The organism is Xanthomonas sp. NCPPB 3442, assembly GCF_056725145.1.
The window spans coordinates 4,424,577-4,446,952 of the sequence record NZ_CM161514.1 but is presented as its reverse complement, the minus strand read 5'-3'; the positions used below and the strand labels follow the sequence as shown (position 1 = coordinate 4,446,952).

18 protein-coding genes and 1 pseudogene are annotated in these 22,376 nt (G+C 67.5%); 11 read left to right on the top strand and 8 right to left on the bottom strand.

The genetic code is table 11. From position 1 onward, the window contains the following. Positions 1-76 precede the first annotated feature (76 nt). Positions 77-2,527 carry a hypothetical protein gene (locus AC1POX_RS19275; protein WP_338334645.1) on the top strand — a complete coding sequence of 817 codons (2,451 nt, stop codon included), beginning with the start codon at positions 77-79 and terminating at the stop codon, positions 2,525-2,527. Between the two features lie 420 nt (positions 2,528-2,947). Here the strand turns inward: AC1POX_RS19275 and AC1POX_RS19270 are convergent, their stop codons facing one another. Together AC1POX_RS19270 and AC1POX_RS19265 are read right to left on the bottom strand one after the other, a co-directional pair. Further along, positions 2,948-3,868, bottom strand: a complete 921-nt coding sequence (locus tag AC1POX_RS19270; RefSeq protein ID WP_057681108.1) for an SMP-30/gluconolactonase/LRE family protein — start codon at positions 3,866-3,868, stop codon at positions 2,948-2,950. Continuing rightward, positions 3,868-4,386, bottom strand: coding sequence for a cupin domain-containing protein (locus tag AC1POX_RS19265; protein ID WP_008577083.1), 519 nt, complete (start codon positions 4,384-4,386; stop codon positions 3,868-3,870). The genes AC1POX_RS19270 and AC1POX_RS19265 overlap by 1 nt, the downstream gene beginning before the upstream one ends. Before the next feature lie 162 nt (positions 4,387-4,548). Between AC1POX_RS19265 and glnE the strand changes: the two genes are divergently transcribed. Beyond that, positions 4,549-7,374: a bifunctional [glutamate--ammonia ligase]-adenylyl-L-tyrosine phosphorylase/[glutamate--ammonia-ligase] adenylyltransferase gene (glnE, locus tag AC1POX_RS19260; RefSeq protein WP_372356492.1), complete on the top strand. Its 2,826-nt coding sequence runs from the start codon at positions 4,549-4,551 to the stop codon at positions 7,372-7,374. A gap of 103 nt (positions 7,375-7,477) precedes the next feature. Here glnE and AC1POX_RS19255 read toward each other — a convergent pair whose 3' ends face one another. Continuing rightward, complete coding sequence (locus tag AC1POX_RS19255) at positions 7,478-8,029, bottom strand: VUT family protein (protein WP_127167675.1); 552 nt, start codon at positions 8,027-8,029, stop codon at positions 7,478-7,480. A 783-nt stretch (positions 8,030-8,812) separates the two neighbouring features. On the opposite strand from AC1POX_RS19255, the gene AC1POX_RS19250 reads away from it, so the two are divergent. Further along, on the top strand, positions 8,813-10,774 hold the full coding sequence (locus AC1POX_RS19250) for a S53 family peptidase (RefSeq protein WP_372357196.1): 1,962 nt from the start codon (positions 8,813-8,815) through the stop codon (positions 10,772-10,774). 108 nt (positions 10,775-10,882) lie between these two features. Here the strand turns inward: AC1POX_RS19250 and AC1POX_RS19245 are convergent, their stop codons facing one another. Genes AC1POX_RS19245 through AC1POX_RS19235 form a run of 3 tightly spaced genes read right to left on the bottom strand, consistent with a single transcriptional unit; the run spans position 10,883 to position 13,248 of the window. Next, positions 10,883-11,392 (bottom strand): hypothetical protein, encoded by a 510-nt coding sequence (locus tag AC1POX_RS19245; protein ID WP_218531737.1) that lies wholly within the window; start codon positions 11,390-11,392, stop codon positions 10,883-10,885. Then, positions 11,389-12,258: a DUF2145 domain-containing protein gene (locus AC1POX_RS19240; protein WP_372356491.1), complete on the bottom strand. Its 870-nt coding sequence runs from the start codon at positions 12,256-12,258 to the stop codon at positions 11,389-11,391. The genes AC1POX_RS19245 and AC1POX_RS19240 overlap by 4 nt, the downstream gene beginning before the upstream one ends. 42 nt (positions 12,259-12,300) lie before the next feature. Then, positions 12,301-13,248 (bottom strand): mitochondrial fission ELM1 family protein, encoded by a 948-nt coding sequence (locus AC1POX_RS19235; protein WP_372165107.1) that lies wholly within the window; start codon positions 13,246-13,248, stop codon positions 12,301-12,303. Between the two features lie 134 nt (positions 13,249-13,382). Between AC1POX_RS19235 and AC1POX_RS19230 the strand changes: the two genes are divergently transcribed. From AC1POX_RS19230 to AC1POX_RS19215, 4 genes and pseudogenes are all read left to right on the top strand, one after another. Then, entirely contained in the window at positions 13,383-13,973 is a 591-nt protein-coding gene (locus tag AC1POX_RS19230) for a malonic semialdehyde reductase (RefSeq protein WP_008571724.1), read from the top strand. A gap of 231 nt (positions 13,974-14,204) precedes the next feature. Further along, a complete protein-coding gene (locus AC1POX_RS19225; protein ID WP_005920166.1) occupies positions 14,205-14,948 on the top strand; it encodes a YceI family protein in 744 nt (247 codons plus the stop codon). A 127-nt stretch (positions 14,949-15,075) separates the two neighbouring features. Further along, positions 15,076-15,315: pseudogene (locus AC1POX_RS19220) on the top strand (hypothetical protein). 184 nt (positions 15,316-15,499) lie between these two features. After that, positions 15,500-16,771: a histidine-type phosphatase gene (locus tag AC1POX_RS19215; RefSeq protein WP_372356490.1), complete on the top strand. Its 1,272-nt coding sequence runs from the start codon at positions 15,500-15,502 to the stop codon at positions 16,769-16,771. An 82-nt stretch (positions 16,772-16,853) separates the two neighbouring features. Here the strand turns inward: AC1POX_RS19215 and AC1POX_RS19210 are convergent, their stop codons facing one another. Together AC1POX_RS19210 and AC1POX_RS19205 are read right to left on the bottom strand one after the other, a co-directional pair. Next, positions 16,854-17,648, bottom strand: a complete 795-nt coding sequence (locus AC1POX_RS19210; protein WP_046935078.1) for a siderophore-interacting protein — start codon at positions 17,646-17,648, stop codon at positions 16,854-16,856. Between the two features lie 310 nt (positions 17,649-17,958). After that, positions 17,959-18,495 (bottom strand): PadR family transcriptional regulator, encoded by a 537-nt coding sequence (locus tag AC1POX_RS19205; RefSeq protein WP_011346229.1) that lies wholly within the window; start codon positions 18,493-18,495, stop codon positions 17,959-17,961. Positions 18,496-18,681: 186 nt separating this feature from the next. Between AC1POX_RS19205 and mdcA the strand changes: the two genes are divergently transcribed. The 4 genes from mdcA to mdcE all read left to right on the top strand — a co-directional run bounded on the left by mdcA (position 18,682) and on the right by mdcE (position 22,374). Then, positions 18,682-20,328 carry a malonate decarboxylase subunit alpha gene (gene mdcA / locus AC1POX_RS19200; RefSeq protein WP_372356489.1) on the top strand — a complete coding sequence of 549 codons (1,647 nt, stop codon included), beginning with the start codon at positions 18,682-18,684 and terminating at the stop codon, positions 20,326-20,328. A gap of 9 nt (positions 20,329-20,337) precedes the next feature. Continuing rightward, the gene (gene mdcC, locus AC1POX_RS19195) at positions 20,338-20,655 is read left to right on the top strand and encodes a malonate decarboxylase acyl carrier protein (RefSeq protein ID WP_029818538.1); all 318 of its coding nucleotides are present in this window, start codon (positions 20,338-20,340) and stop codon (positions 20,653-20,655) included. Positions 20,656-20,776: 121 nt separating this feature from the next. Further along, on the top strand, positions 20,777-21,679 hold the full coding sequence (locus AC1POX_RS19190; protein WP_122273344.1) for a biotin-independent malonate decarboxylase subunit beta: 903 nt from the start codon (positions 20,777-20,779) through the stop codon (positions 21,677-21,679). Continuing rightward, complete coding sequence (gene mdcE / locus AC1POX_RS19185; protein WP_008577480.1) at positions 21,670-22,374, top strand: biotin-independent malonate decarboxylase subunit gamma; 705 nt, start codon at positions 21,670-21,672, stop codon at positions 22,372-22,374. Before AC1POX_RS19190 ends, mdcE begins: the two co-directional genes overlap by 10 nt. Positions 22,375-22,376 lie beyond the last annotated feature (2 nt).

The following is a 22,376-nucleotide window of genomic DNA, read 5'->3' as shown; positions in this document are numbered from 1 at the left end:
GCGTGCTGCGCCCTGCTCACGGCTGGCTTGGCACACTGTGCCCAGCCGCGTGCGCGGTTTCCAGGAGCCTGCCGTCATGACGATGCCTGTTCGCGCCCGCTGGCGCGCCTTGCCACGCTTACTGCGATGGCCGTTATCGGCACTGATTGCGCTGTACGCAAGCTATTTGCTGCTGGGCAACCTATTGCTCAACACGCCGCTTGGCCCGGCTGCGCTGAATCGCTCGCCCGACAAGTTCACGATGCACTGGGGCCCTGCGCTGACCTGGTGGCCGGGGCGTGTGGTGCTGTGGGATGTCGACCTGCAAGGCCATTCGGCACGCACGCACTGGAATGTCAGCGCGCAGCGGATGAGTGGGCAGATTCGGCTGCTGCCATTGCTGCACCGCCAGCTGCTGGTGCCGCAGTTGCATGTGCGCGGTGTGCGTGGCGGTATGCAGGCTGCAGCCGCAACGCCCGGGACGGGGGCGATGCAATCCCCTGCGGCGGCGCAAGCGACGCGTGCTGCTGTTGCTGCGGCGAAGGGGGCCGCGGATACGCCGGCCGCTTTAGCAAACGAGCGGGCGCCCACAGCAACGCCCAATGCCGAACACTCGGCGACGACGCAGACGCCCGCGCAGGATCTGCGCGTGACGATTGCAACGGCCACGACGGACGCGAAGCCCGGAATGCCTATCACCAGCACACCGCAATCAGCCAGGCGCGCCGACACGCAAGCCGGTACACCCGCCTCGCCAACCGCCTGGACCCTGCAATTGGACCGCATCGTTGCCGAGCAGGTGCAGGCCGTGTCGCTGCGTCAGCTGCACATCGAAGGGCAGGGCCAACTGCAACTGGGCCTGTTCAAACAACTGCGTGGCGGGCCGATGGAAATCTTCCCCTCCCATGCAGTGTTCGAATCGGCGCGTGTGCGGTGGGGGCAGGACGAAGTGATGCGCAATGGGCAGCTGCGTATCGACGCCAGCATCGCACGGCATGCACCGGATCAGGCAAGCGGACTGGCGGTGCTGCAACTCACCGATGCGCTGATCGCCGTGCATGGCGACACCGCAGCGCTGGATGTCACCCGTCATGCGCAGGGCCGGCACACGCTGGCGACCCGTGCCGGCAAGGGGCGTGCAGATGGCGAGCTGCGCTGGATACGTGGCGCGTTGCAGCCCGGGAGCCAGCTGCAATGGCGCGCGCCGCTGCACGACAGCACGCGCGCGCCGGCCGCATTGCTGGGCGAATTGACGGCGCAGTTACAGGTCGATCAGGACATGCGGCTCAAGGTCAGCATGCCCGAGCCGGCCGATGTCGGGCTGACGCTGGACGCCGACCTGCGCGTGCAAGGCAGGCAACTGCCGGTGCAATCCATGCGCAGCCTGTTGCCGCGCACGTCCGGGCATGCGCGGCTGCATTGGCAGCTGTCTTCGTTGCGCTGGATTGCTGCGCTGTTTCCGGATGTGGATTGGCTGACCCTGGAGGGCGAGGGCCTGGTCGATGCCGATCTGCGGATCGATCGCGGCCAGCTTGCTGCCGGCAGCCGCCTGCAGGTGCCGCACGTGCACGCGCAGGTGGGCGTGATGGGGCATGCGATCACGGGACAGGCCAGTGCAGATCTGCGCGTGGACGCCGATGCCAGTGGACAGTTGCTGCCGGCGCTTGCACTGCAGATGCAGCAGTTTTCGATCGCGCATACCGACGCACCCGCGCGCCCGTTCGTGCAAGGCCGCGATCTGCGCCTGGATCTGCGCACACGCGCCGATGCGCGCAACCTGAGCAGCCTGCGCGATGCCACGCGCGCGCATCTGGTCTTCGCCAATGCCCGCGTGCCGGATCTGCGTGCCTACAACCGCTATCTGCCGCAGCAGCAACTGCGCTTTGACGGCGGTAACGGCGTGCTCAGCGGCGATCTGCAGATCGAGCCGGGTGGGCGCATCGGCAAGGGCGGTGTGCGCATCGGGGCGCGTGCAGCGCGGCTGCAGTTCGCCGGCCTGCCGTTGCGCGGCGATGTGGATGCGGATCTGCGCCTGCAGCGCGGCGATCTACGCGCCGAACAGTTCAGTCTCGATGCCAGCCGCATCCAGCTGCGCAATGTCGGATTCACCGGCCCGGATGGACAACACCGCGATGGCTGGTGGGCGCGCATCGTGCTGGACGATGCGCGCATGCAATGGCGACAACCGGTGGGCGTGGATGGGCGTGTGCGCATCCAGGTGCGCGATCTGGCATTTCTGGTGGCGCTGTATGCACGCGACCGCTCGATTCCGAACTGGATGCTCCGGCTGGTGGATGCAGGCCAGGCGCAGCTGACCGCACGCGCGCACTGGCAAGGCGACACGGTCATCGTCGATCGCTTGCAGGCGCGCAACGAACGCTTTCAGGTCGATGCGCGCCTGCGCCTGCAGGGCAATCAACGTCGCGGCAGTCTGCTGGCCCGCTGGGGATTGCTGAGCGCGGCAGTGGGCTTGCGCGGCGACACGCCCGAATGGCATCTGCGAGGTGCGCCGGAGTGGTATCGCGCGCAACCTGACCTGTTGCGCTGACGCCTGCATCGCGCGCGCAGGCGTGAAGAAAAAACACCAGTTCTGTACTGCCTGGTATTGTTTTGCAGTGCAGCGTGCAAGTCCGATTCGGGGCGCGCACTATGATCCTGCATCCCGACGTGGGGGAGGGAGCAAAGCCCGCTGGCAGTTCGCTGCAAGCGGGCTTTTTTATGCCTGCAGGTTGCCGGGTCAAGCGCCAATCCGCGCGAGATCCGCTGCAAATGAAGGCCGCACCTCATGCCGTGGCTGCCGCCTGCGCGCATCGCGGCGAGCAGGCTTGCATGGCGTGGCGCTGCGCCCAAAACCTGGCGAGCGATCATGCTGCTGGATGTGCACGGCGTGCGTGCAACCGTTCGTACGCGTGATCCCTGCCATCGCGGGCAGCGGCCGCGTCCGCCTGGCGGTTTTCGTTAACCGTTCTTATTGCTGCAACTCCAGCAGCCACAGCGTGCTGCCGCCAGTGATGAACAACCGCCGTTGCTCCAGGTCGAAGCTGCAGTTGGACGCCGTGGCCGGTGTCGGCACCAGGCCGAGGTATTGGCCATCGGTGTCGAAGACGCACACGCCCGCGCCGGAGCTGCTCCATAGCCAGCCCTGGCGGTCCACGCAAAAGCCATCCGGCAGGCCGTCCGGCACCACCGCGAAGCGGCGCCGGTTGTGCAATGCGCCATCGCGCCAGTCGAAGGCGGTGATCTCCGGCGAGGTCGGGCCACCTTCGGGCGTCTGCGAGACGTACAGCACGCGTTCGTCGGGGGAGAACGCCAGCCCGTTGGGGTGATCCAGGCCGACCATGCACTGCAGGGCACCGCCATCGGGCGGCAGCCGGTAGACGCCGTGATGGTCCAGCTCCTGTGGGCCCGGGCAGCCCTGGCTGGGCTTGAGCAGCCCGAACGGCGGGTCGGTGAACCAGATCGCGCCGTCGTGCGCCACGATCAGATCGTTCGGCGAATTGAGCCGTTTGCCCTCGAACCGCCCGACCAGCAGATGCGCCCGGCCATCGACATCGCTACGGGTGATCGCGCGGCGCCCGTGTTCGCAGTGCACCAGTCGCTGTTGCGCATCCACCGCATTGCCATTGGTGAAGGCGGTGGCATCCAGCAGCACGTCCACCGCGCCGTCCTCGCGCCAGCCAAGCACGCGGCGGCCGACCACATCGCTCCAGACCAGCGTGCGCTGCGCCTCCCACCAGGCTGGCCCCTCGCTCCAGGTCGCCTGGTCGTAGAGGGTCAGCAGGCGCGCGTTGCCCAGGCGCGCCGCCAGCCCGGCGTGGCGCGTGGCGGGGGGCGGGCACTCGGCCGGCCGGGCGGCGCCGGGCGCGCGGACGCGGCAGTGGCGGTCCATCAGCGCGGCGCCGGATGGCCGAACGGATGCGCGGTGGCCGCGCCCGGCGATTGCGCAAACTGCACCATCATCTGCAGGCAAGGTTCATCGCCCAACTGGCCGGAGCGATGGCCGCGCTGATCGGTGGTGCCCTGGTCCTGGCCGAAATGGATGTCGCCAGGACCCATTTCCACGCGTGTGCCGTCGCCGGTTTCGATGAACCAGCGGCCACGCAACGGAATCACCCATTGCGGGTGCGGGCTCTCATGCCAGTCGCCGACCCAGCCTACCGGCAGCACCGCGAACTGGATGCCGAGCACCTCGCCGGGAAACGGTCGCAACCACTGCGGTGCGGCACCGCCACCCACGCTCTTGCGACCGAAGCCGGGCAGCTGCGAGGCGTTGAGGCAGCTGTTGCCATCCGGCCCGGTCCATAGATGCAGAAAGGGCAGGCTGGGCGGCAGCGCAGGATCGTTGCCATCGGTCTGGAGCGGAATCTGCGAGGGCAGCAAGTGAGCAGGCAAGGTGGTGGGCGACATGGCGGGACCTCGTGCGAAAGCCGCAGTGCAGCATGGCTGTCGTCAGGGCTGCGTAAGCGAGATGTTCAAGGCGGCGAAATGCTGCACGCCCTGTTGCAGTCGCCCTGGGGGATGTCGCGCATGCGTGTACTCCCCGCGTGGCGGGGATGCCAAAATCCGGTCATGCCGATGCCGACCGTTTCCATGTCTCCTGCGCTCACCGCCCTGATCGAGCGGGCCATGGCGCGTGTTCGTCAATCATTGCCTGTCGAGCAGGCGTGGCCGGGCGGCGCGTTCGATCGGCAGCTTGCGCAGGTCGCACTGGCCAGCGAGTTCGCGCTCGATACCTTGGCGCGGCAACCGGTGTTGCTGCAGCACCTGGCCCAACCCGATCCGCCGCCACTGCCACTGCCGCAGCTGGATCCGGCCCAGCCACCGCTGTGGCCTGCGCAATTGCGACGCTATCGCAGCGCCGAGTCCACGCGCCTGGTCTGGCGCGATGTGCTCGGTCTGGACAGCGTCGAAGCCACCCTGGCCGGCGCCACCCGGCTGGCCGAGCACTGCCTGCAATGCGGCCTGCAAGCGCTGGAGCAGCAGTTCCACACCCGCCACGGCAAGGTCGTTGCTGCAGACGGCAGCGTGCAGCGCCTGGTGGTGTTCGGGCTGGGCAAGCTGGGCGGTGGCGAGCTGAATTTTTCCTCGGACGTGGATCTGGTGTACGCCTATCCGCAGGGCGGCCAATCCGATGGCGCGCGTCCATTGGCAGCAGAAGAGTATTTCGCGCGATTGGGCCAGCAGCTGGCCAGGTTGCTGGACGAAACCACCGCCGACGGCTTCAGCCATCGCGTGGATCTGCGCCTGCGTCCATTCGGCACCGCCGGCCGCGTGGCGTTGTCGTTCGCCGGCATGGACCAGTATTTCCAGCGCGAAGGTCGCGATTGGGAGCGCTATGCCTGGCTCAAGGCGCGCGCGGTGGCTGGCGATATCGACGCCGGGGAAGCCTGGCTGGAAACGCTGCGCCCCTTCGTCTACCGGCGGTATCTGGACTTCACCGCACTGGATGGCTTGCGCGAAATGAAGGCCGCCATCACCGCCGAAGTGGCGCGGCACGATCGTCTGGACGACATCAAGCGCGGGCCCGGCGGGATTCGCGAAATCGAGTTCCTGGCCCAATCGCTGCAGCTGATTCGTGGTGGACGCGAACCGAGTCTGCGCGAACGCCGGCTGCTGCCCGCGCTTCAGGCGCTGGTGGCCGCAGGCCAGATCGACCAGGAGAACGGCCAGGCGCTGTCGACGGCGTATCGTTTTCTACGCCGGCTGGAAAATCGCCTGCAGATGTTGCGCGATGCGCAGACCCACGCATTGCCGCAGGCGCCGCTGGATCGCGAGCGCATTGCGTTGGGCCTTGGGTATGCGGATTGGTCGGCATTGCTGGACGCGCTGGCACCGCAGCGCACACGCGTGGCCGCGGAATTCGCCGAACTGCTGGCCCCGCGCGTGCGCGCCACCGCACCGGACGCGCTTGCCGATTACTGGCGCGCGCTGCCGGAAGGCGATGCTGCGCCGTTGGCGGGGATTGGCTTGCACGATCCCGATGGCGCGCATCAGGCGCTGGCCGATTTCGCGCAGTCTTCCGGCGTGCGCGCGCTGTCCGATAGCGCGCGTGCGCGGCTGGATCGGGTGATGCCGGCACTGCTGCACGCGGCCACCCGCGCCAGCCAGCCCGACGCGGCAGTGCGTCGCATGCTCGGCCTGCTGCAGGCCACCTTGCGCCGCACCAGCTATCTGGCGTTGCTCGACGAGCAACCCAGCGCGCTTGCCCGCCTGGTCGATGTGCTCTCGCGCAGTGCGCTGCTGGCCGAGCGGCTGGCGGCGTATCCGTTGCTGCTGGACGAATTGCTCGACACCCGCATCAGCGGCCCGCTACCGGATCGCGCAGCGTTGCACGCGGCCTGCGCCGAGACCTTGCACATCGACGACACCGAAGCGGCGCTGCGTGAACTCAACGAGCGCCGGCTTGCACTGAGCTTCCGTATTGCGCTGGCCACGCTGGATGGCCGCCAGCAGGCGGTGGAGAGCACCCGCCAACTGGCCTGGCTTGCCGAAGCGGTCGTGCAGACCGTGCTGCACCTGGCGCGCAGCGACATGCTGGCCGCGCACGGACACGTGCCTGGCGGCAGCTTCGCCATTGTCGGCTACGGCAGTCTGGGCGGGCTGGAGCTGGGGTTCGGATCGGATCTGGATCTGGTGTTCCTGTACGATCATCCGCCCGAGGTGGACGCCTCCGACGGCAAGCGCCCGCTGGAAGCCGGGCGCTGGTTTGCGCGGCTTGCGCAGAAAGTGATGGCATTGCTGGCTGCCGAGACCGGCGCCGGCCGGCTGTACGACATCGATGTGCGACTGCGCCCGGATGGCGGCAAGGGCGCACTGGTGTCCTCGCTGGCCAGTTACCGCGACTACCAGCGCGATCGCGCCTGGACCTGGGAGCATCAGGCCCTGGTGCGTGCACGCGCGGTGGCCGGCGACGCGGCGCTTTGCGACGCGTTTGCCCACGTGCGTCGCGACACGCTGATGCGGGTGCGCGACACCGCGCAGTTGCACGAAGACGTGCGCAAGATGCGGGCGCGCATGCGCGCCGAACTGGATCGCAGCGATGCCGGCCGGCTGGATCTCAAGCAGGGCGCTGGCGGCCTGGTGGATCTGGAATTCGTGCTGCAGGCCGGCGTGCTCGGGCTGGCAGCGCAGCAGCCGCAGCTGCTGGACGCCTGCGACACGCCAGCGTTGATCGACGCACTGGCGCGCACGCACTGGCTCCCGGACGAGAGCGGCGCACCACTGCATCAGGCGCACGCAACGCTGGTCGATGCCGGCCTGAGCTGCACGCTGGACCGCCGCCCACGCCTGCTCGCACCGACGCCGGCCATCCAGCAGGCGCGCGGCATCATCTTCAACGCAGCACGTGGGCAGGGCCTGACGTTTCCGCTGGGCAAGGATGAAACAGCGCTGTAAGGGCCCTGGTGAGTGCGCCGCTTTCGATGCAGCTGCGGCAAACGGCGGCAACGGTGCCTGGCTGTCCTGGCGGAAAGCCCCGCATCCATGCGCGTCATGCGTTCTACCGACGCGGCGCACTCCGCCACAGCAGGGCGCGAAACGGGCCGAGCAGGAACACGCCCATGCCCAGTTTTACCGCCAGATCGCCTGCGGCCCAGCTGACCCACGGCAGGCTCGCGCCGGCAAACGCAATGCTCCAGAAGATGGTGGTATCCAGGGTGGCGCTGCAGGTGGTGGCCACGATCGGCGCGCGCCACCAGCTGCCATCGCGCAGGCGGTCGAACACGCTGATGTCCAGCAATTGCGCGGCGATGAAAGCGCTGCACGAGGCCACCGCGATGCGGGGCGTCGCCAGCCAGATCGACAGCAGCACCGCCAGCGCGAACCCGCACCAGGCAACGTGGCGCGCAGCGCGTGGACCGAAGCGGCGGTTGATCAGGTTGCTGACCAGAAACGCCAGCGGGTAGGAGAACGCACCCCAGGTCAGCCAGTCGTTGATCGGGTATTGCACCAGGATGTTGGACAGCAGGACCACCGCGCCCATTGCCAACACCGCCCAGATCAATGCGCGAGAGGTGAGCGGGGCAAAGGCAGGTGGCGAGGCAGGACGCATGGCGACACGGTTGATTGGGCGCGCAATTATCGCTTCGACGGCAGGACTGGACCAGCGCAGCGATGCGCGCCCCGACCACGGCGCCGCTGCGCGAAGACCCCTTCCCGTATCGCGCAGGCACCTGGCGCCGGACCGTGCCTGTATCGTCGGCGGCGACGACCGGGCGCGTGCGCACATCGCGGCCGCAATACAAAGGCGCCTGCGTTCGTGGCGGCGGCGACGCTCGGCAGCACCGTCGGCATGCGATGTGCACAGCGGGTGGCAAGCCTGCGCCACGACATCGGGTCGTCATCGGTGACGCGTGCACATGACGCCTGACCGGCGGCATCGGCAGCACGCGGTGATCGCAAAGCGGGCGGCAGCCTCGACGCAGGAACTGCGGTGATGAGCGGGCGCAGGTGCGCGCAATGGGCGCTTGCATGTACTCGCGGCAACGGCGCGCACCTTGAGGCAGCCACGCGCGGCGAGCTGGCACGCAGCGGCACCTGCTGCCGCAGGCGCGCGCACCTCGCTGATGGCGACACAACCTCGCCCGCTGGCATTTCAGCGGTAGACATCGCACGTATCGTCCCGGCTCCCGACCCGCCGTCTGAGTGATGGCAACCCTTGCAAGCCGCGCGACCTGCCGATGCCGATGGAGATAGCCGCCGAATGTGCAGTGTCGCGATGGTGCACCGTCAGCGCTCGGCCTTGCCGTGGTCTGTGTCAGCGGCCAGCCGCGTGGATCGCGGCCCGCGCGGCCATCGATCGCAGCCGGCATCTGTGTCCTGTTTCCGTGTCGACATGATCGCGCCGGTGGTCGCGAGCGGTCGTGCACGTCCCTGCGATGCCATTCGGCCTCGCTCACTGCTGTGCCCCCTGGAGAGATCCATGCTTACTCGCATCCGCTGTCGGCCGCTGCTGGCTGCCGTGCTGTCCGCTTCGCTGTTGGCCTTCGGTAGCGCCAACGCTGCCACCACCGTCCCCGATGCCCGGATTGACGCGATCACGGCCAGCTTGCGCACAGCGCCCGTGTCCTTCGACGTGCATCTGCCACCACGCGACCAAGTGGCCCTGAACGCCCTGCTGGCCGACATCCAGGACCCGCTGTCGCCGCAGTACCACAAGTGGCTGTCGGCGGCCGAATTCCAGCGGCGTTTTGGTCCGGCGCCTGCGCAGCTCGCGCAGGTACGCGCCGCCCTGCAGGCCGCGCACATGACCGTGGTGCAGCAGGGTCCAACCCTGCATGTCAGCGCGAATGCCGACAGCGTGGAGCGGTTGTTTGCCGCGCCGCTGGTGGCTGATCTGAACGCCGGCCAGCAGGTACGCCTGGCGGCTGCCGCTCCGCTGCAGCTGCCGGCCGCGCTGCGTGCCAACGGTGTCACCGTCACCGGCCTGAGCCGCGGGCTGCCGGCGGCGCGCATGGACTCGCGCATGCTGGCCGGCACGCCCGGCAACCGCACCGGCGATGGCACCACCAGCTATTGGTACAACGATCTCAAGCAGGCCTACGGCTATCCGTCCTACCAGACGATGATCGGTGCGCCAGGCAAGCAACAGCGGCTCGACGGTAGCGGCAGCACGATCGCCGTCCTGATCGGCAGCGACGTGCTGGATACGGACATTGCCGCGATGTTCGACCACGAGCGCTTCAGCCGCTATGCCGGCAACCATGCCAACCCGACACTGTATGCACGCCGCTATGTGGCCGGGGCCAAGCCCGGGGTGCAGGACGGCAATCGCGCTGCGGTGCGCGAGGCAACGCTCGATGTGGACATGGCACTCGGCGGCGCACCGGGCGCGCACGTGCTGCTGTACGTGCTCCCCGATCTGTCCATCGATTCCATCCTGGCCGGCTACCGGCAGATCGTGCAGGACAATGAGGCGGACGTGGTCAGCTCCTCGTTCGGGTTCTGCGAACAGATCTTCACCGCGGCCTATAACGGCAAGGACGCCACTTCCATCCTTGGCCTGTTCGATTCGGTCTTCAAGCAAGGCAATGCGCAGGGCATCAGCTTCGTCGCCTCCAGCGGCGACAATGCCGGCCTGGATTGCCCGGACACGCAATACCTGGTGGAAGGCAAGAACGGCCGGTACGTCCCCAGCGTGCATTGGCCCGCCGCCGATGCGCATGTCACCGCGGTCGGTGGCGGCAACCTGCTCACTGCCTACAAGAAGGGCAGCCTGGATTCGAGCTACCTCAGCGAAAGCGCGTTTGCCGACCCGTTGCAGGCCGAGGACCCGTATGGCGTCGGCGCGCTGCTCAGCGGCGGCTACTGGGGTGCCGGTGGCGGCGTCAGCACGCTGTTCCAGCGTCCGGCATATCAGCTGCGCGCGCTGGGCGGCACGCGCACCTCGATGCGCGCATTGCCCGATGTCGGCATGTTGGTCGGCGGCTGCCCGGGAATCGCCGTGCATCCCTGTCAGCAGGGCACAAGCTCGGTGTCCATCTACGTGGCCGGTGCCATCACCAAGGTGATCGGCACCAGCGTGGCGGCGCCGGAGTTCGCCAGCGTGGCCGCGTTGCTGGTGCAGAAGCAGGGCCGGCAGGGCAATCTCAACGATTACCTGTATCGCCTGGCCGCCAACGGCCCGCAGGCCTATCACCGCGGCATTCCCGGCAACAACGGGGTCGTCGGCAACGACGTGCCGATCGCCGGCAAGTACAACTACACCACCGGCTTGGGAACCCCGGTCGTGCGGCTGATGATCGGCGCGCTGGATGCGGCGCCTGCCGGCATTCCGCGTTCTCCCAGCAATCCGTAAACGCAGCGCGGTTGGAGGCATCGGCGTCGTGGCAACGCCGCCGATGCAACGACGATCGCGCTGCGGTCGATCAGAGGTGGCCCCGGCCTGCGGCGCAGGGCGTGCACGTCACCAGGTCTGGCTGCTGCCGTATGCGGCGGCCGCTTCTGTCGGTACGAACGCCAACGCCTGGCCTTGTTCCGCATGCACGGTCCAGCCGCTGCCTGCGGGGCTAGGTTGGAACGTCACCATTTCGCCGACGTGGAAGCCTGCGGCGGGGTCGTCCTGGCGTGCCTGCCATTGCAGCACTGCGGTGTTCTCGGCATGTTGCGGGTCCTGCAGGCGCACTTGGCGTGCACCCGCAGGCAGGGTGTCGACGGCTTGCACGCGCATTGGCGGCAGCTTGCCCGCGCGTGCCTCGCGACGTGATTCGGCCACTGCATTAGATACAGCAACGGGTGCGGAAAACACAGAGCCCGCCGCACCGGACGCGATCAGCACTGGCATGGCGAGCGACAGCGCCGAATAGAACTCGGATTTTTCGCCGGGTGTGGTCGCTTCACCGGCGTGTGCGCAGGGCAATGTCAAGGCGGCGAACAGGCATGCGCTGGCAGCGAGAAAAGAGCGGGCGTGCATCATGGTGTTTCTCCAGGAGTAGGGGCGGCGCGTGCAATCGACAGTTCCTTGTCCACCGCGTCGCGCTGATGCAGGAAGTCGAATGCCGATTCGACCGTGACCACCGAATAGTTACCGGACACACGTTCGCTCACAGGATGATCGGTGACCGCCGCATTGGCGGCGACAAAGCGCGCGCCGATGCGCTGGCTCAGGTCCAGATGCAGGGCGCTTGGGTGATAGCGCGCGGTGCGCAGCCATGCCTGTGCATCACCGCGGTTGGCAATCGCGACCGCCGGTTGCGCGTCGGCCGCCAGCGCGACGGCCAGCACTTCCAGCACCCATTGGTTGGAGTTTTGATAGTCGGTGGAAAACGGATACGCCACGATGCTGTAGCGCGTTTCATGCAGGCGGTGCGCAAGATCGCCATTGCCAGTCAATCGCGCGTACAGACGTTGCTGCAGTGCCTGGGTGGGAATGCCCACGCGCAGATCGCTGCTCAACGCGCTTTCGCCGATGAAGTTGCTCAGGCCTTCCTGGTAAAGCTGTGACGCATCGCTCTTGCAGCGATTGAGCAGGTGGCGCACCCGCCAGCCGCCATCGTCGTCGCGCACGGCAAATGCCAGGTGGCTATGTTTCAGACCGTAGCGGCTTAGATCCTGGCCGCCGCGCGCCAGCAGCACCACCTTGGCATCGGGCAACGCATCCAGCGCCTGTGCGGTGGAGGTGGCCATGTCGAACATCGCGGCAGCGGCGTGCGGTGTGGGATAACGCGGCACGCAACGTGGTGTTGTTGCGGTGGCGGCCAGCGGTAATGCGGCCAGTACCAGCAGCGCAATTGCCTTGCGCCGGGTTTGCCCAATCCATCGCGCGTTGATCGCCCCTGTCATGCACATCGTCCTTGTCTCGCTGGCCCGCTGGCGGGCGTTGGGTTATGGCAGCAGGCGCGCGCGTACCTGCATGGCGATGCGCTCGGTTTCGCGCACAGGAACGATATCGACAGCGCTGGCGAGAACTTCATCGACTAAGTGCAAGCGCTGGCGTTGCCGCAACGCTTGCAAATAGGTGTCAACGCGCCCACGTGCCTGCTCGCCGAACGCGGCAGCGACCGGTACGCGGGTGGCACAGGCTTCGGAGAGCAGGTTGACCGAATCGGCGCTGGCCACGATGGCATCGGCCCAGCCGAGCAGTCCAGCGTAGGGGTTCGGCCCATCGCGCTCATCGCACCACAGCAGATGCGGCAGGCCGGCGCAGGCCGCGCGCAGCGTTGCGAGTGCATCGCCCGGTGTGCGGCGCGAGGTGGTCACCAGCAGGCTGCCGCCCAGCGCGCGCAGTTGGGCGCTCACGCGCGTGCACAGCGCCGCCAGCGCCTGTGGCGTCCACGGCACCTGGGCGGTGGGGCCACCGACCAGCAGCGCCAGCCGCGGGCCCGGCAAGCCGCCCAAGGCGGGGAAGGCGGCCCGCCCGGCCGCCAGCCACGCATCGTCCACCGGGTGCAGGCTGCCGAGCAGGGTGAGCACGTTGCTGCCGCGCAGTGCATCGTGCTCGGGCACCACCAGCAGGTCCCAGTGCCGCGGGTCCAGCCGCGGATCCAGGATCTGCACGCTGCGGCTGCCGTGGGCACGCAGCAACCGGGTGGCCAGCGCCGCCTGCCTGCCGCAGCCGATGGCCAGCGCCGGGGGCTGCTGCAGTTGCCGGGCAAATGCCGCGCCAAACGCCTGCCGTGCGCCGGGGAGCCGCCGCGGCGCCGCCCAACGCCACGGCGCGTTGGTCTGCAGGTGCAGTGGCTGGTAGGCAGCGGGGTGCAATGCACGCGCCAGCGCCTCGGCCTGGCGCGCATTGCCGGCACGGCCGTCGCTCAGTGCCCAGGTCAGCCCCATCGTTTCAGATCCGACATAGATTTGTTTCAGATTGAACGCGTGTGGCGGCAATCGCGCCACTCTACACTGCGGGTCTTCACACTGGCGCCGACGCCGCAGCCTACCGTCGCACCGCCCCTTCCTCTGGAGTGCTCATGTCCGACTCGCTCAATGCCGCCGCACTGGATCAGCTGTTCCGCACCGCCCGCACGCAAAATGCGTTTGCCGACACGCCGGTCAGCCACGAGGTGCTGCGTGAGCTGTATGAGCTGGTGAAGTGGGGACCCACCGCGGCCAATAGCGGCCCGGCGCGCTTTGTGTTCGTGACCAGCGCCGAAGGCAAGGCCAAGCTCAAGCCGGCGCTGTCGGAGGGCAATGCCGCCAAGACCCTGGCCGCGCCGGTGACGGTGATCGTGGCGCACGACGAAGACTTCCACGAGAAGCTGCCGTACCTGTTCCCGCATGCCGACGCCAAGAGCTGGTTCGACGGCCCGCGCGAGGGCCGCACCGAATCGGCGTTCCGCAATGGCTCGCTGCAGGGCGCCTACCTGATCCTGGCCGCGCGTGCGCTGGGACTGGACGCCGGCCCGATGTCCGGCTTCGACAACGCCAAGGTGGATGCGGCGTTCTTTGCCGGCACGCCGATCAAGTCCAACTTCCTGGTCAATCTTGGCTATGGCGACCCGGCCGGGCTGTTCCCGCGTTCGCCACGCCTGAGCTTCGACGAAGCGGCGCGCTTCGAGTAAGGCGATGCATGCGTGCCGGCTGCCGCGCAGCGCCGTGGACGGCGTGCGTCGGCCCGGCACGCCGCGTGTGCCTGCCGCGTCAAGCGACGCAGTTGGCCGTTCGCCTGACGATCGCTTGATCTGGCTCGCCGTGTCGACGTACATGGTGTCTTGCGTTTCCTGCAGTCCTCGTCCGTCTGCATCTGTCCCACCCGCGTTGATCCGACGCGTCTCTCATCCCATGGAGTTCCAATGAAGACCACCCACAAGCTGTTGCTGCCGCTCGCCCTGACCCTGGCCATTGCCGCCTGCTCCAAGCCGGCCGAGAACACTGCCGCTCCGGCCGCCGAAACCCCGGCGGCGGCCACCGCACCGGCCGACGCCGCTGCTGCGCCGGCACCTGCACCGGCGGCTGCCGCCTCGACCGCCCCGGCCGTGGAAGTGGCGTCGGGCACCTACACCCTGGACCCATCGCACACCGACGTGCTGGCGCAGTGGAGCCATTTCGGTTTCTCCAACCCGAGCGCGCACTTCGGCAATGTCGACGGCACCCTGGTGTACGACGCGGCCGACGTGACCAAGTCCACCGTGCAGGTCACCCTGCCGCTGTCCGGCTTGAACAGCTTCACCGCCAAGTTCGACGAACACCTCAAGAGCGGTGATTTCTTCGACGCGGCCAAGTTCCCGACCGCCACCTTCAAGAGCACCAAGGTGGAAGCTGCCGGCACCAACAAGCTGACCGTCACCGGCGACCTGACCATCAAGGGTCAGACCAAGCCGGTCGTGCTGGACGTCACCCTCAACGGTGCCGGCGAGCACCCGATGAAGAAGGTGCCGGCCGCCGGTTTCGACGCCACCACCACCATCAAGCGCAGCGATTTCGGCCTGGGCCAGTACGCCCCGAACGTCAGCGACGAAGTGAAGATCCGCATCACCACCGAAGCCCTGCAGGCCAAGGCGGGCGATGCTGCGGCGAAGGATGCCGCTGCCAAGTAAGCGGTCTGGCTGCTGTCCAGGCAAAGGCCCGCTTCGGCGGGCCTTTGTCGTTGAGGGTAACGGCCAAGTGAGATGCCGTCGGGCGTGGTCACGTCATGTTGGGGCGGCCTGCGTGCCGGGGCGAATCCTGGGAAACACCGCCGCTCACGGCATCGCCGGCAGCGTGGACTGCGTGACCGTGGCATCGGCAAACAGGTGGCCGTCGCGACGTTTGGCAAACCTGGCGCCGCTGCACTGTCTCGATAGATCGCGCCATCGCCATCGCCGCGAATCAACGGCCGGGCGCAACGCGCGGCAACGGAGTTGCGGCTGTCATCCACGCGTCATCCGGTCCACGCAGGCTGGGCGCATTTTTCTGGAGCGGTGATGTCTGTCGTGCGCTTGGGTAGATTGTTGCCGCTGTTCCGGCAAGGGCAGCCATTGCGCCACCGCGATGTCCGGCCTCGCGGCACGCGCACCGTTGGCGCGCGTTCCATCCATGCACCGCGGTATGCCGGTCAGCCTGGACGCGGGAGAGTGCTCGCGTTGTCGGCAACGTTATGAGGCAAGCCATGCACAATCGCTCTTTTGCCGGAACGATGCGGCACGCACTGCTCGGTCTGGCGCTCTGCCTGCCGATGGCAAAACCGGTCGTGGCAAAAGAGACCGCCGCTGCAACCGCGCACCTGCGCCTGACCATCGTGCTGGTGCGGCATGGCATCCGTGCACCGACCCAGCCCGGCAGCGAGCTGGATCGCTACAGCGCGCAGCCATGGCCGCACTGGCCGGTGGCCGCGGGCCAGCTGACGCCGCACGGACGAGCCGGCATGCAGGCGCTGGGCGCACGTTATCGCGCGTTATTCGCGCCGCCGCTCGGACTGGCGGCCAGTGGCTGCGCGGGCACCGAACAGATCGTCACCATCGCCGACAGTACCGCCCGCAACCACGCCAGCGCGCAGGCGCTGCTGCAGGGCATGGCGCCGGGCTGCGCAGTGCACTACCAGGCCCTGCCGGAGGGCGAGCGCACTGTATTGTTCGATGGCGGCAAGGCGCCCACGCCGCCGGTGCGGCTGGAAGCTGAGACGCGCGCGCAGCTGGCGCACTTGCAGGCGGTGTTGAGTGCCTGCCAGCACGGACGCTGCGCCACGCCGCCGCCTACCCGCCTGCTCTACGAGCCGGCTACGCGCGATGGCTCGCCGGCCGCGGCCAGCACCCTGAAGCTGGCCGGCGGACTGGCCGAGAACCTGATGCTGGAAGACATCGAAGGCTTCGATGCGGCGCAGCTGGGCTGGGGCCGGGTGGATCGCGCCGCAGTGGCGCAATTGATTGCCCTGCACAACACCTCGTTCGCCCAGAGCAAGCGTCCGTTGCCGGTTGCCACGGCGGCGGCATCCAACCTGCTCGCGCATCTTCTGGCCACCGTGCAGGCCGCGGTCGGGCAGACGCCGTCGGTAGCGGCATTGGCGCCGCCTTCCACGCGGCTGCTGGTGCTGGTGGGACACGACACTACCTTGGCCACGCTCGGTGGACTGCTCGGCGTGCAGTGGCATCGCAGCGATCGTCCCGACGACTATCCACCCGGCGGTGCGCTGGTGCTGGATGTGTTCGAACGCGACGGCATGCCGTTGCTGCGCGTGCGGACCTTGATGCCCAGCCTGGCGGCGTTGCGCCGTGGGCGCTTCGACGGCGATGCGCTGGCCTCGTCCACCCTGGTATTGCCCGGTTGCCACGGTCAGGCCTTGTGTCCATTGCCGGTTGCGTTGGCCTGGCTGCGCACGCGCATCGATCCGGCCCAGGTGCAAGTGGCGTTGCCGGCCATGCAGTCCTGGCCGGCGTCACCGTAGCGCATGTCATGCGCGGCGAGTGCGCAAGAAGCGGCTTAGTGACGCGTTGAGAGCCGAAGCGCCTTGCGTGCACGCAGGGCAATCACTCCTCGCCGTGCTCGCCGCGCGCCTTCCAATAGCCTTTTGCGCGCACCCATTCCTTGTCCACACCCAGGTGGTCTTCGAGGAATTTGCGCATGGCGCGCGCGCGCATCGATTCGGCGCCGATCCAGTAGAACGTGTCGCCATCCTCTGGCTCGTAGTCGCGCAGGCTGTCTTCCAGCAGGGTGCTGCTGACGGCATCGAAGCCATTGCGCTCCAGCCAGTTCACCCGCACCTCGGCCGCGCTGAGCAGTTCCTGCCGCTCGGCGGCATCGGCGATCTCGATGAATACCTGCGCGTGCATGTCGGCGGGCATCGCTTCGAGCCAGCGGCCGATCGCCGGCAGCGCGGTTTCGTCGCCGATCAACACGTAGTGGTCATAGTCATCGGCAACCAGGAACGAGCCGCGCGGGCCGCCCAGTTTCAGTGGATCGCCGGGCTGTGCGCGCGCGGCCCAACTGGACGCCACGCCCTCGCCGTGCAACACGAAGTCGATGCTTAACTCGCCGCTCTGCGGATCGAAATCGCGCGGCGTGTAGTCGCGCGCCGGCGAAGGCAGCGCGCCTTCTTCGTAGCGCGGGCCTTCCGGCGTCATGGTCGGCAGGACGAAGGCGCCGTCGGCGTTGGGAAAGAACAGTTTGACGTGATCGTCCGGCGCATCGCTTTGAAAGCCGGCCAGGTCGCTGCCGCCGAACACGATACGGCGCATGTGCGGGGTGATCGCTTCGCAACGCAGCACCTGCACGGAACGCAGGCGTGGGTCGCGACGGAGTTGGGTATTGGTGTGTGCAGCCATGGGATGCAATTCCTGGAGTGCCGCACGGATGCGCGGCGGTGCGGGGGAAGAGGGAGCGTTACGAAATCAATGCGTGATCAGTCAATGACGTGGTGAGTGGCGATCGGCCATGCTGGTGTGCTGTCATCCAGCGCAACGGCGTGGTCTTCAGCTCTGCAGGAGAAGTGCCCGCAGGGGGCAGAGGAGGGGGCGTGTGAAGCTGCATGCAATTGCATCGCTTCACCTCGAACCGGGGCAGCGGGGGCGTTGTATCGCCCTGCGCGGTTCGCAGATCGCTGTCGGGCCGAGCCCAGGTGCTACCCACACCCGCTCAGTCGTCGTCGCGCTCCATGCCGTCGGCGGCGGCGTTGAGTAATGCAGCAATTCGCGCGGTTTCTGTCTCGCTCCATTGCCCATGGCGCGCGAACAAGCCATGTTTGATGCGATGAATCGCCTCGCGAATCGGGGCCGGCGTTTGCGACTTGATCAGCTCACGCGCGCGTCGATGGGTGCGGGCCAGTGCGGCATCGAGCGCATCGCGTTGCTGTGCAACGTAGTCGCTGCCAGCGGCAGTGACCTGATAGCGCTTGCGGCCGGCATCCAGATCGGTGTGCACCCAGCCGGCGGCCTCCAGTTGCGCCAGCGCCGGATAAATCGCCCCGGCGCTGGGCGTGTACAGCCCTTTGAAGAGGGCGGCGATCTGCCGCATCAGCTCATAGCCATGGCACGGGCGCTCGGCAATCAGCGCCAGCAGCAGCAGGCGCAGATCGCCGTGCTCCAGCGGGCGCACACGTGCGCCGGCACCGCGCGTGCGGGCAGGTGCCGCATCGAGATCGGCCGTTGGCCTGACGGGCGGGCGCTGTTTCATTCGATATATCGAATCATGGAGAAACGATATATCGAAGTGTGTTGACGCGCAAGCGCTCGGCTTGCTGGCGGCTGACGCCTGCCCAGTGGCAAACCCGGATGCTGCAACGCGTCTAGACACCCGTAAATTTCATAATTACGATGTAATTACTTTGACATTACGGGCTCGCCCCGGCGAGGCAGAGGCATGAGTCGACAGTGGGACACCCAGGCCGAAAGCCGGCGTCAGCGTCTGCAGCGGGCCGCCGCGCTGGCGCCGCAGGGTCGCGTGTTGGCTGCCGAGGATGTCGTGGCGTTGCTGGAAGCGGTCATCGAGCCCGGCGACCGTGTCTGCCTGGAGGGCAACAACCAGAAGCAGGCCGATTTCCTGGCGCGGTGCCTTACCGAGGTGGATCCGGCGCGCGTGCATGACCTGCACATGGTGCAATCGGTGTTGTCGCTTGCCGCGCATCTGGACGTATTCGAACGCGGCATCGCCAAGCGCCTGGATTTTTCGTTCTCCGGCCCGCAGGCCGCGCGCCTGGCCGGGCTGGTGAGCGAAGGTCGCATCGAGATCGGCGCCATCCACACCTATCTGGAATTGTTCGGCCGCTACTTCATCGACCTGACCCCGCGCATCGCACTGGTCACCGCGCAGGCGGCCGATCGTCACGGCAATCTCTATACCGGCCCTAATACCGAAGACACGCCGGTGCTCGTGGAGGCCACCGCGTTCAAGGGCGGCATCGTGATTGCGCAGGTCAACGAAATTCTCGACACCCTGCCGCGCGTGGATATTCCCGCCGATTGGGTGGATTTCGTGACCCAGGCGCCCAAGCCCAATTACATCGAACCGTTGTTCACCCGCGACCCGGCGCAGATTTCCGAGATCCAGGTGTTGATGGCGATGATGGCCATCAAGGGCATCTATGCCGAATACGGTGTGGACCGGCTCAATCACGGCATCGGTTTCGACACCGCCGCGATCGAACTGTTGCTGCCCACCTACGCCCAATCGCTGGGGCTGAAGGGCAAGATCTGCCGCCATTGGGCGCTCAATCCGCATCCGGCGCTGATCCCGGCCATCGAATCGGGCTTCGTGCAATCGGTGCATTCGTTCGGCTCCGAGCTGGGCATGGAGAACTACATCGCCGCGCGTCCGGATATCTTCTTTACCGGCGCCGACGGCAGCATGCGTTCCAACCGCGCGCTGTCGCAGACCGCCGGGCTGTATGCCTGCGACATGTTCATCGGCTCCACCTTGCAGATCGATCTGCAGGGCAACAGCTCCACCGCCACGCGCGACCGCATCGCCGGCTTCGGCGGCGCGCCCAACATGGGCTCGGATGCGCGCGGTCGCCGGCATGCCAGTGCTGCCTGGCTCAAGGCCGGGCGCGAAGCGGCAACGCCGGGCGAGATGCCGCGCGGGCGCAAGCTGGTGGTGCAGATGGTGGAGACCTTCCGCGAACACATGGCGCCGGCATTCGTCGACAGACTCGACGCCTGGGAACTGGCCGAGCGCGCCAACATGCCGCTGCCGCCGGTGATGATCTACGGCGACGATGTCAGCCACGTATTGACCGAAGAAGGCATCGCCAACCTGCTGTTGTGTCGCACGCCGGAAGAACGCGAACAGGCAATCCGCGGCGTGTCCGGCTATACCGCGGTGGGCCTGGGCCGCGACAAGCGCATGGTCGAAAACCTGCGCGACCGCGGCGTCATCAAGCGGCCGGACGATTTGGGCATTCGCCCGCGCGATGCCACGCGCGACCTGCTTGCAGCGCGCACGGTCAAGGACCTGGTGCGCTGGTCCGGCGGCCTGTACGACCCGCCGAAACGTTTTCGCAATTGGTAAGGGCACAGCATGGAAACCCTGCGATATCGCTTTGATGGACAGCGCGGTGCACGCGCCGGGCTGGAACACGCGCTGGTCGGTGTCGTGGCCTCCGGCAATCTGGAAGTGCTGGTCGAGCGCGTGCCGCTCGAGGGCGCCATGGAGATCGAGATCCTCACTGCTGCACGCGGCTTTGGCGCAATCTGGCAGGCAGTGCTGGACGATTTCGCTGCACGCCATCCACTGCGCGATGTGCGCATCAGCATCAACGATGTCGGCGCCACGCCGGCGGTGGTGAGCCTGCGCCTGGAACAAGCGCTGGATGTGCTGCAGGGAGCTGACGCATGAGCCGCCCCCTCCACTGCGTAGGAGCGCACCCGGGCGCGACGGGCATTGCCGGTAATACCCCGGTCGCGCCCAGGTGCGCTCCTACGCAAGTCATCGGGAGTCGCACATGAGCACCGTTCCCATGGCCCAGCGCAGCTACTACGAAGCCGATGCCCGCGAACGTATCGAGGGTCTGCTGGATGCCGGCAGCTTTCGCGAATTCGTTGGTCCGCGGCGTCGCTTGATCAGCCCGCACCTGGCACAACTGGACACACCCGGCGCCTTCGACGACGGCATCGTGGTGGGCGAAGGCACCTTGCGCGGCCGCAACGTGTTGATCGCTGCGCAGCAAGGCGCCTTCATGGGCGGCGGCGTGGGCGAAGTGCATGGCGCCAAGCTCACCGGCCTGCTGGAGCGCGCCGCAACCATGCAGCCGGCAGCGGTGCTATTGCTGCTGGACACCGGCGGCGTGCGTCTGCACGAAGCCAATGCAGGGCTCATCGCCATTTCCGAAATCATGCGTGCCACCTTGAGCGCGCGTGCCGCCGGTGTGCCGGTGCTGGCCTTGATCGGCAGCGGCAACGGTGCGTTCGGCGGCATGGGCATCGTGGCGCGCTGCTGCAGCGCGGTGATCATGTCCGAAGAAGGCCGCCTGTCGTTGTCCGGCCCGGACGTGATCGAAACCGTGCGCGGGGTGGAAGAGTTCGACGCGCGCGACCGTGCGCTGGTGTGGCGCATCACCGGCGGCAAACACCGCTACCTGCTTGGCGAAGCCCACACGTTGGTGGCCGATCGCATCGATGCCTTCGCCGATGCAGCGCTGGCCACGCTCGATGCACTCGCCGAAGCGACGGGTGAGGCCGCATTGCAGGCGCTGGAGCATGCGCAGCAGCAGTTGACGGCGCGCATCGATGCCTACGGCGATTGCCGCGACGGGCTGGAGATCTGGAAGCGCCAAGGCATCGTCGATGCGCAGCGCCTGCCGCTGCTCGATACCGAGGCCTTTCTTGCCGCGACCGCAGACCGGAGCCTTCCATGGACCTGAGTCACTTGCTCGATCAGCTGTTTCCGCTCGGTCACGCCATCGCGCGCAACGACGATGTGCTGACCGGCAGCGCAACCACCGCCGCCGGCGATGTCACCGTGATCGGTACCGCCAACAAGCTCGAAGTCGGTGTCGATCACGCCTTGGCCCTGGCTGCCACTGTCTTGGCGAGTACCCGCGCATACCCGCAGCGCCCGATCGTGATGCTGGCCGACACCGCCGGGCAGCGGCTGGCACGGCGCGATGAATTACTGGGCATCAACGGGTATTTCGCGCACCTGGCACGTGCGCTGGAGTTGGCACGCACGCGCGGTGCGCGGCTGGTCACACTGGTTTATGGCGAATCGGTCAGCGGTGGATTCCTGTCGTTCGGGCTGATGGCCGACCATATCCATGCATTGCCCGATGCGCAGATCCGGGTCATGGATCTGCGTGCGATGGCGCGCGTGACCAAGCAATCGGTCGACACCTTGCAGGCGTTGAGCAAGAGCTCGCCGGTGTTTGCGCCGGGCGTGGAAAACTACGTGCGCATGGGCGCGGTGGAATCGCTGTGGGAGGGCGATCTGGCGCAGGCGCTGCTCGACGCACTGGCCGCGCCGGTCGACGGCGACCAGCGCCGTGCACGCGGAGCGCAACGCGGCGGGCGCACGCTGGCGCGCGATGTCGCCAGCGCCGTGGCTGCGGGCGAGGCCTGAGC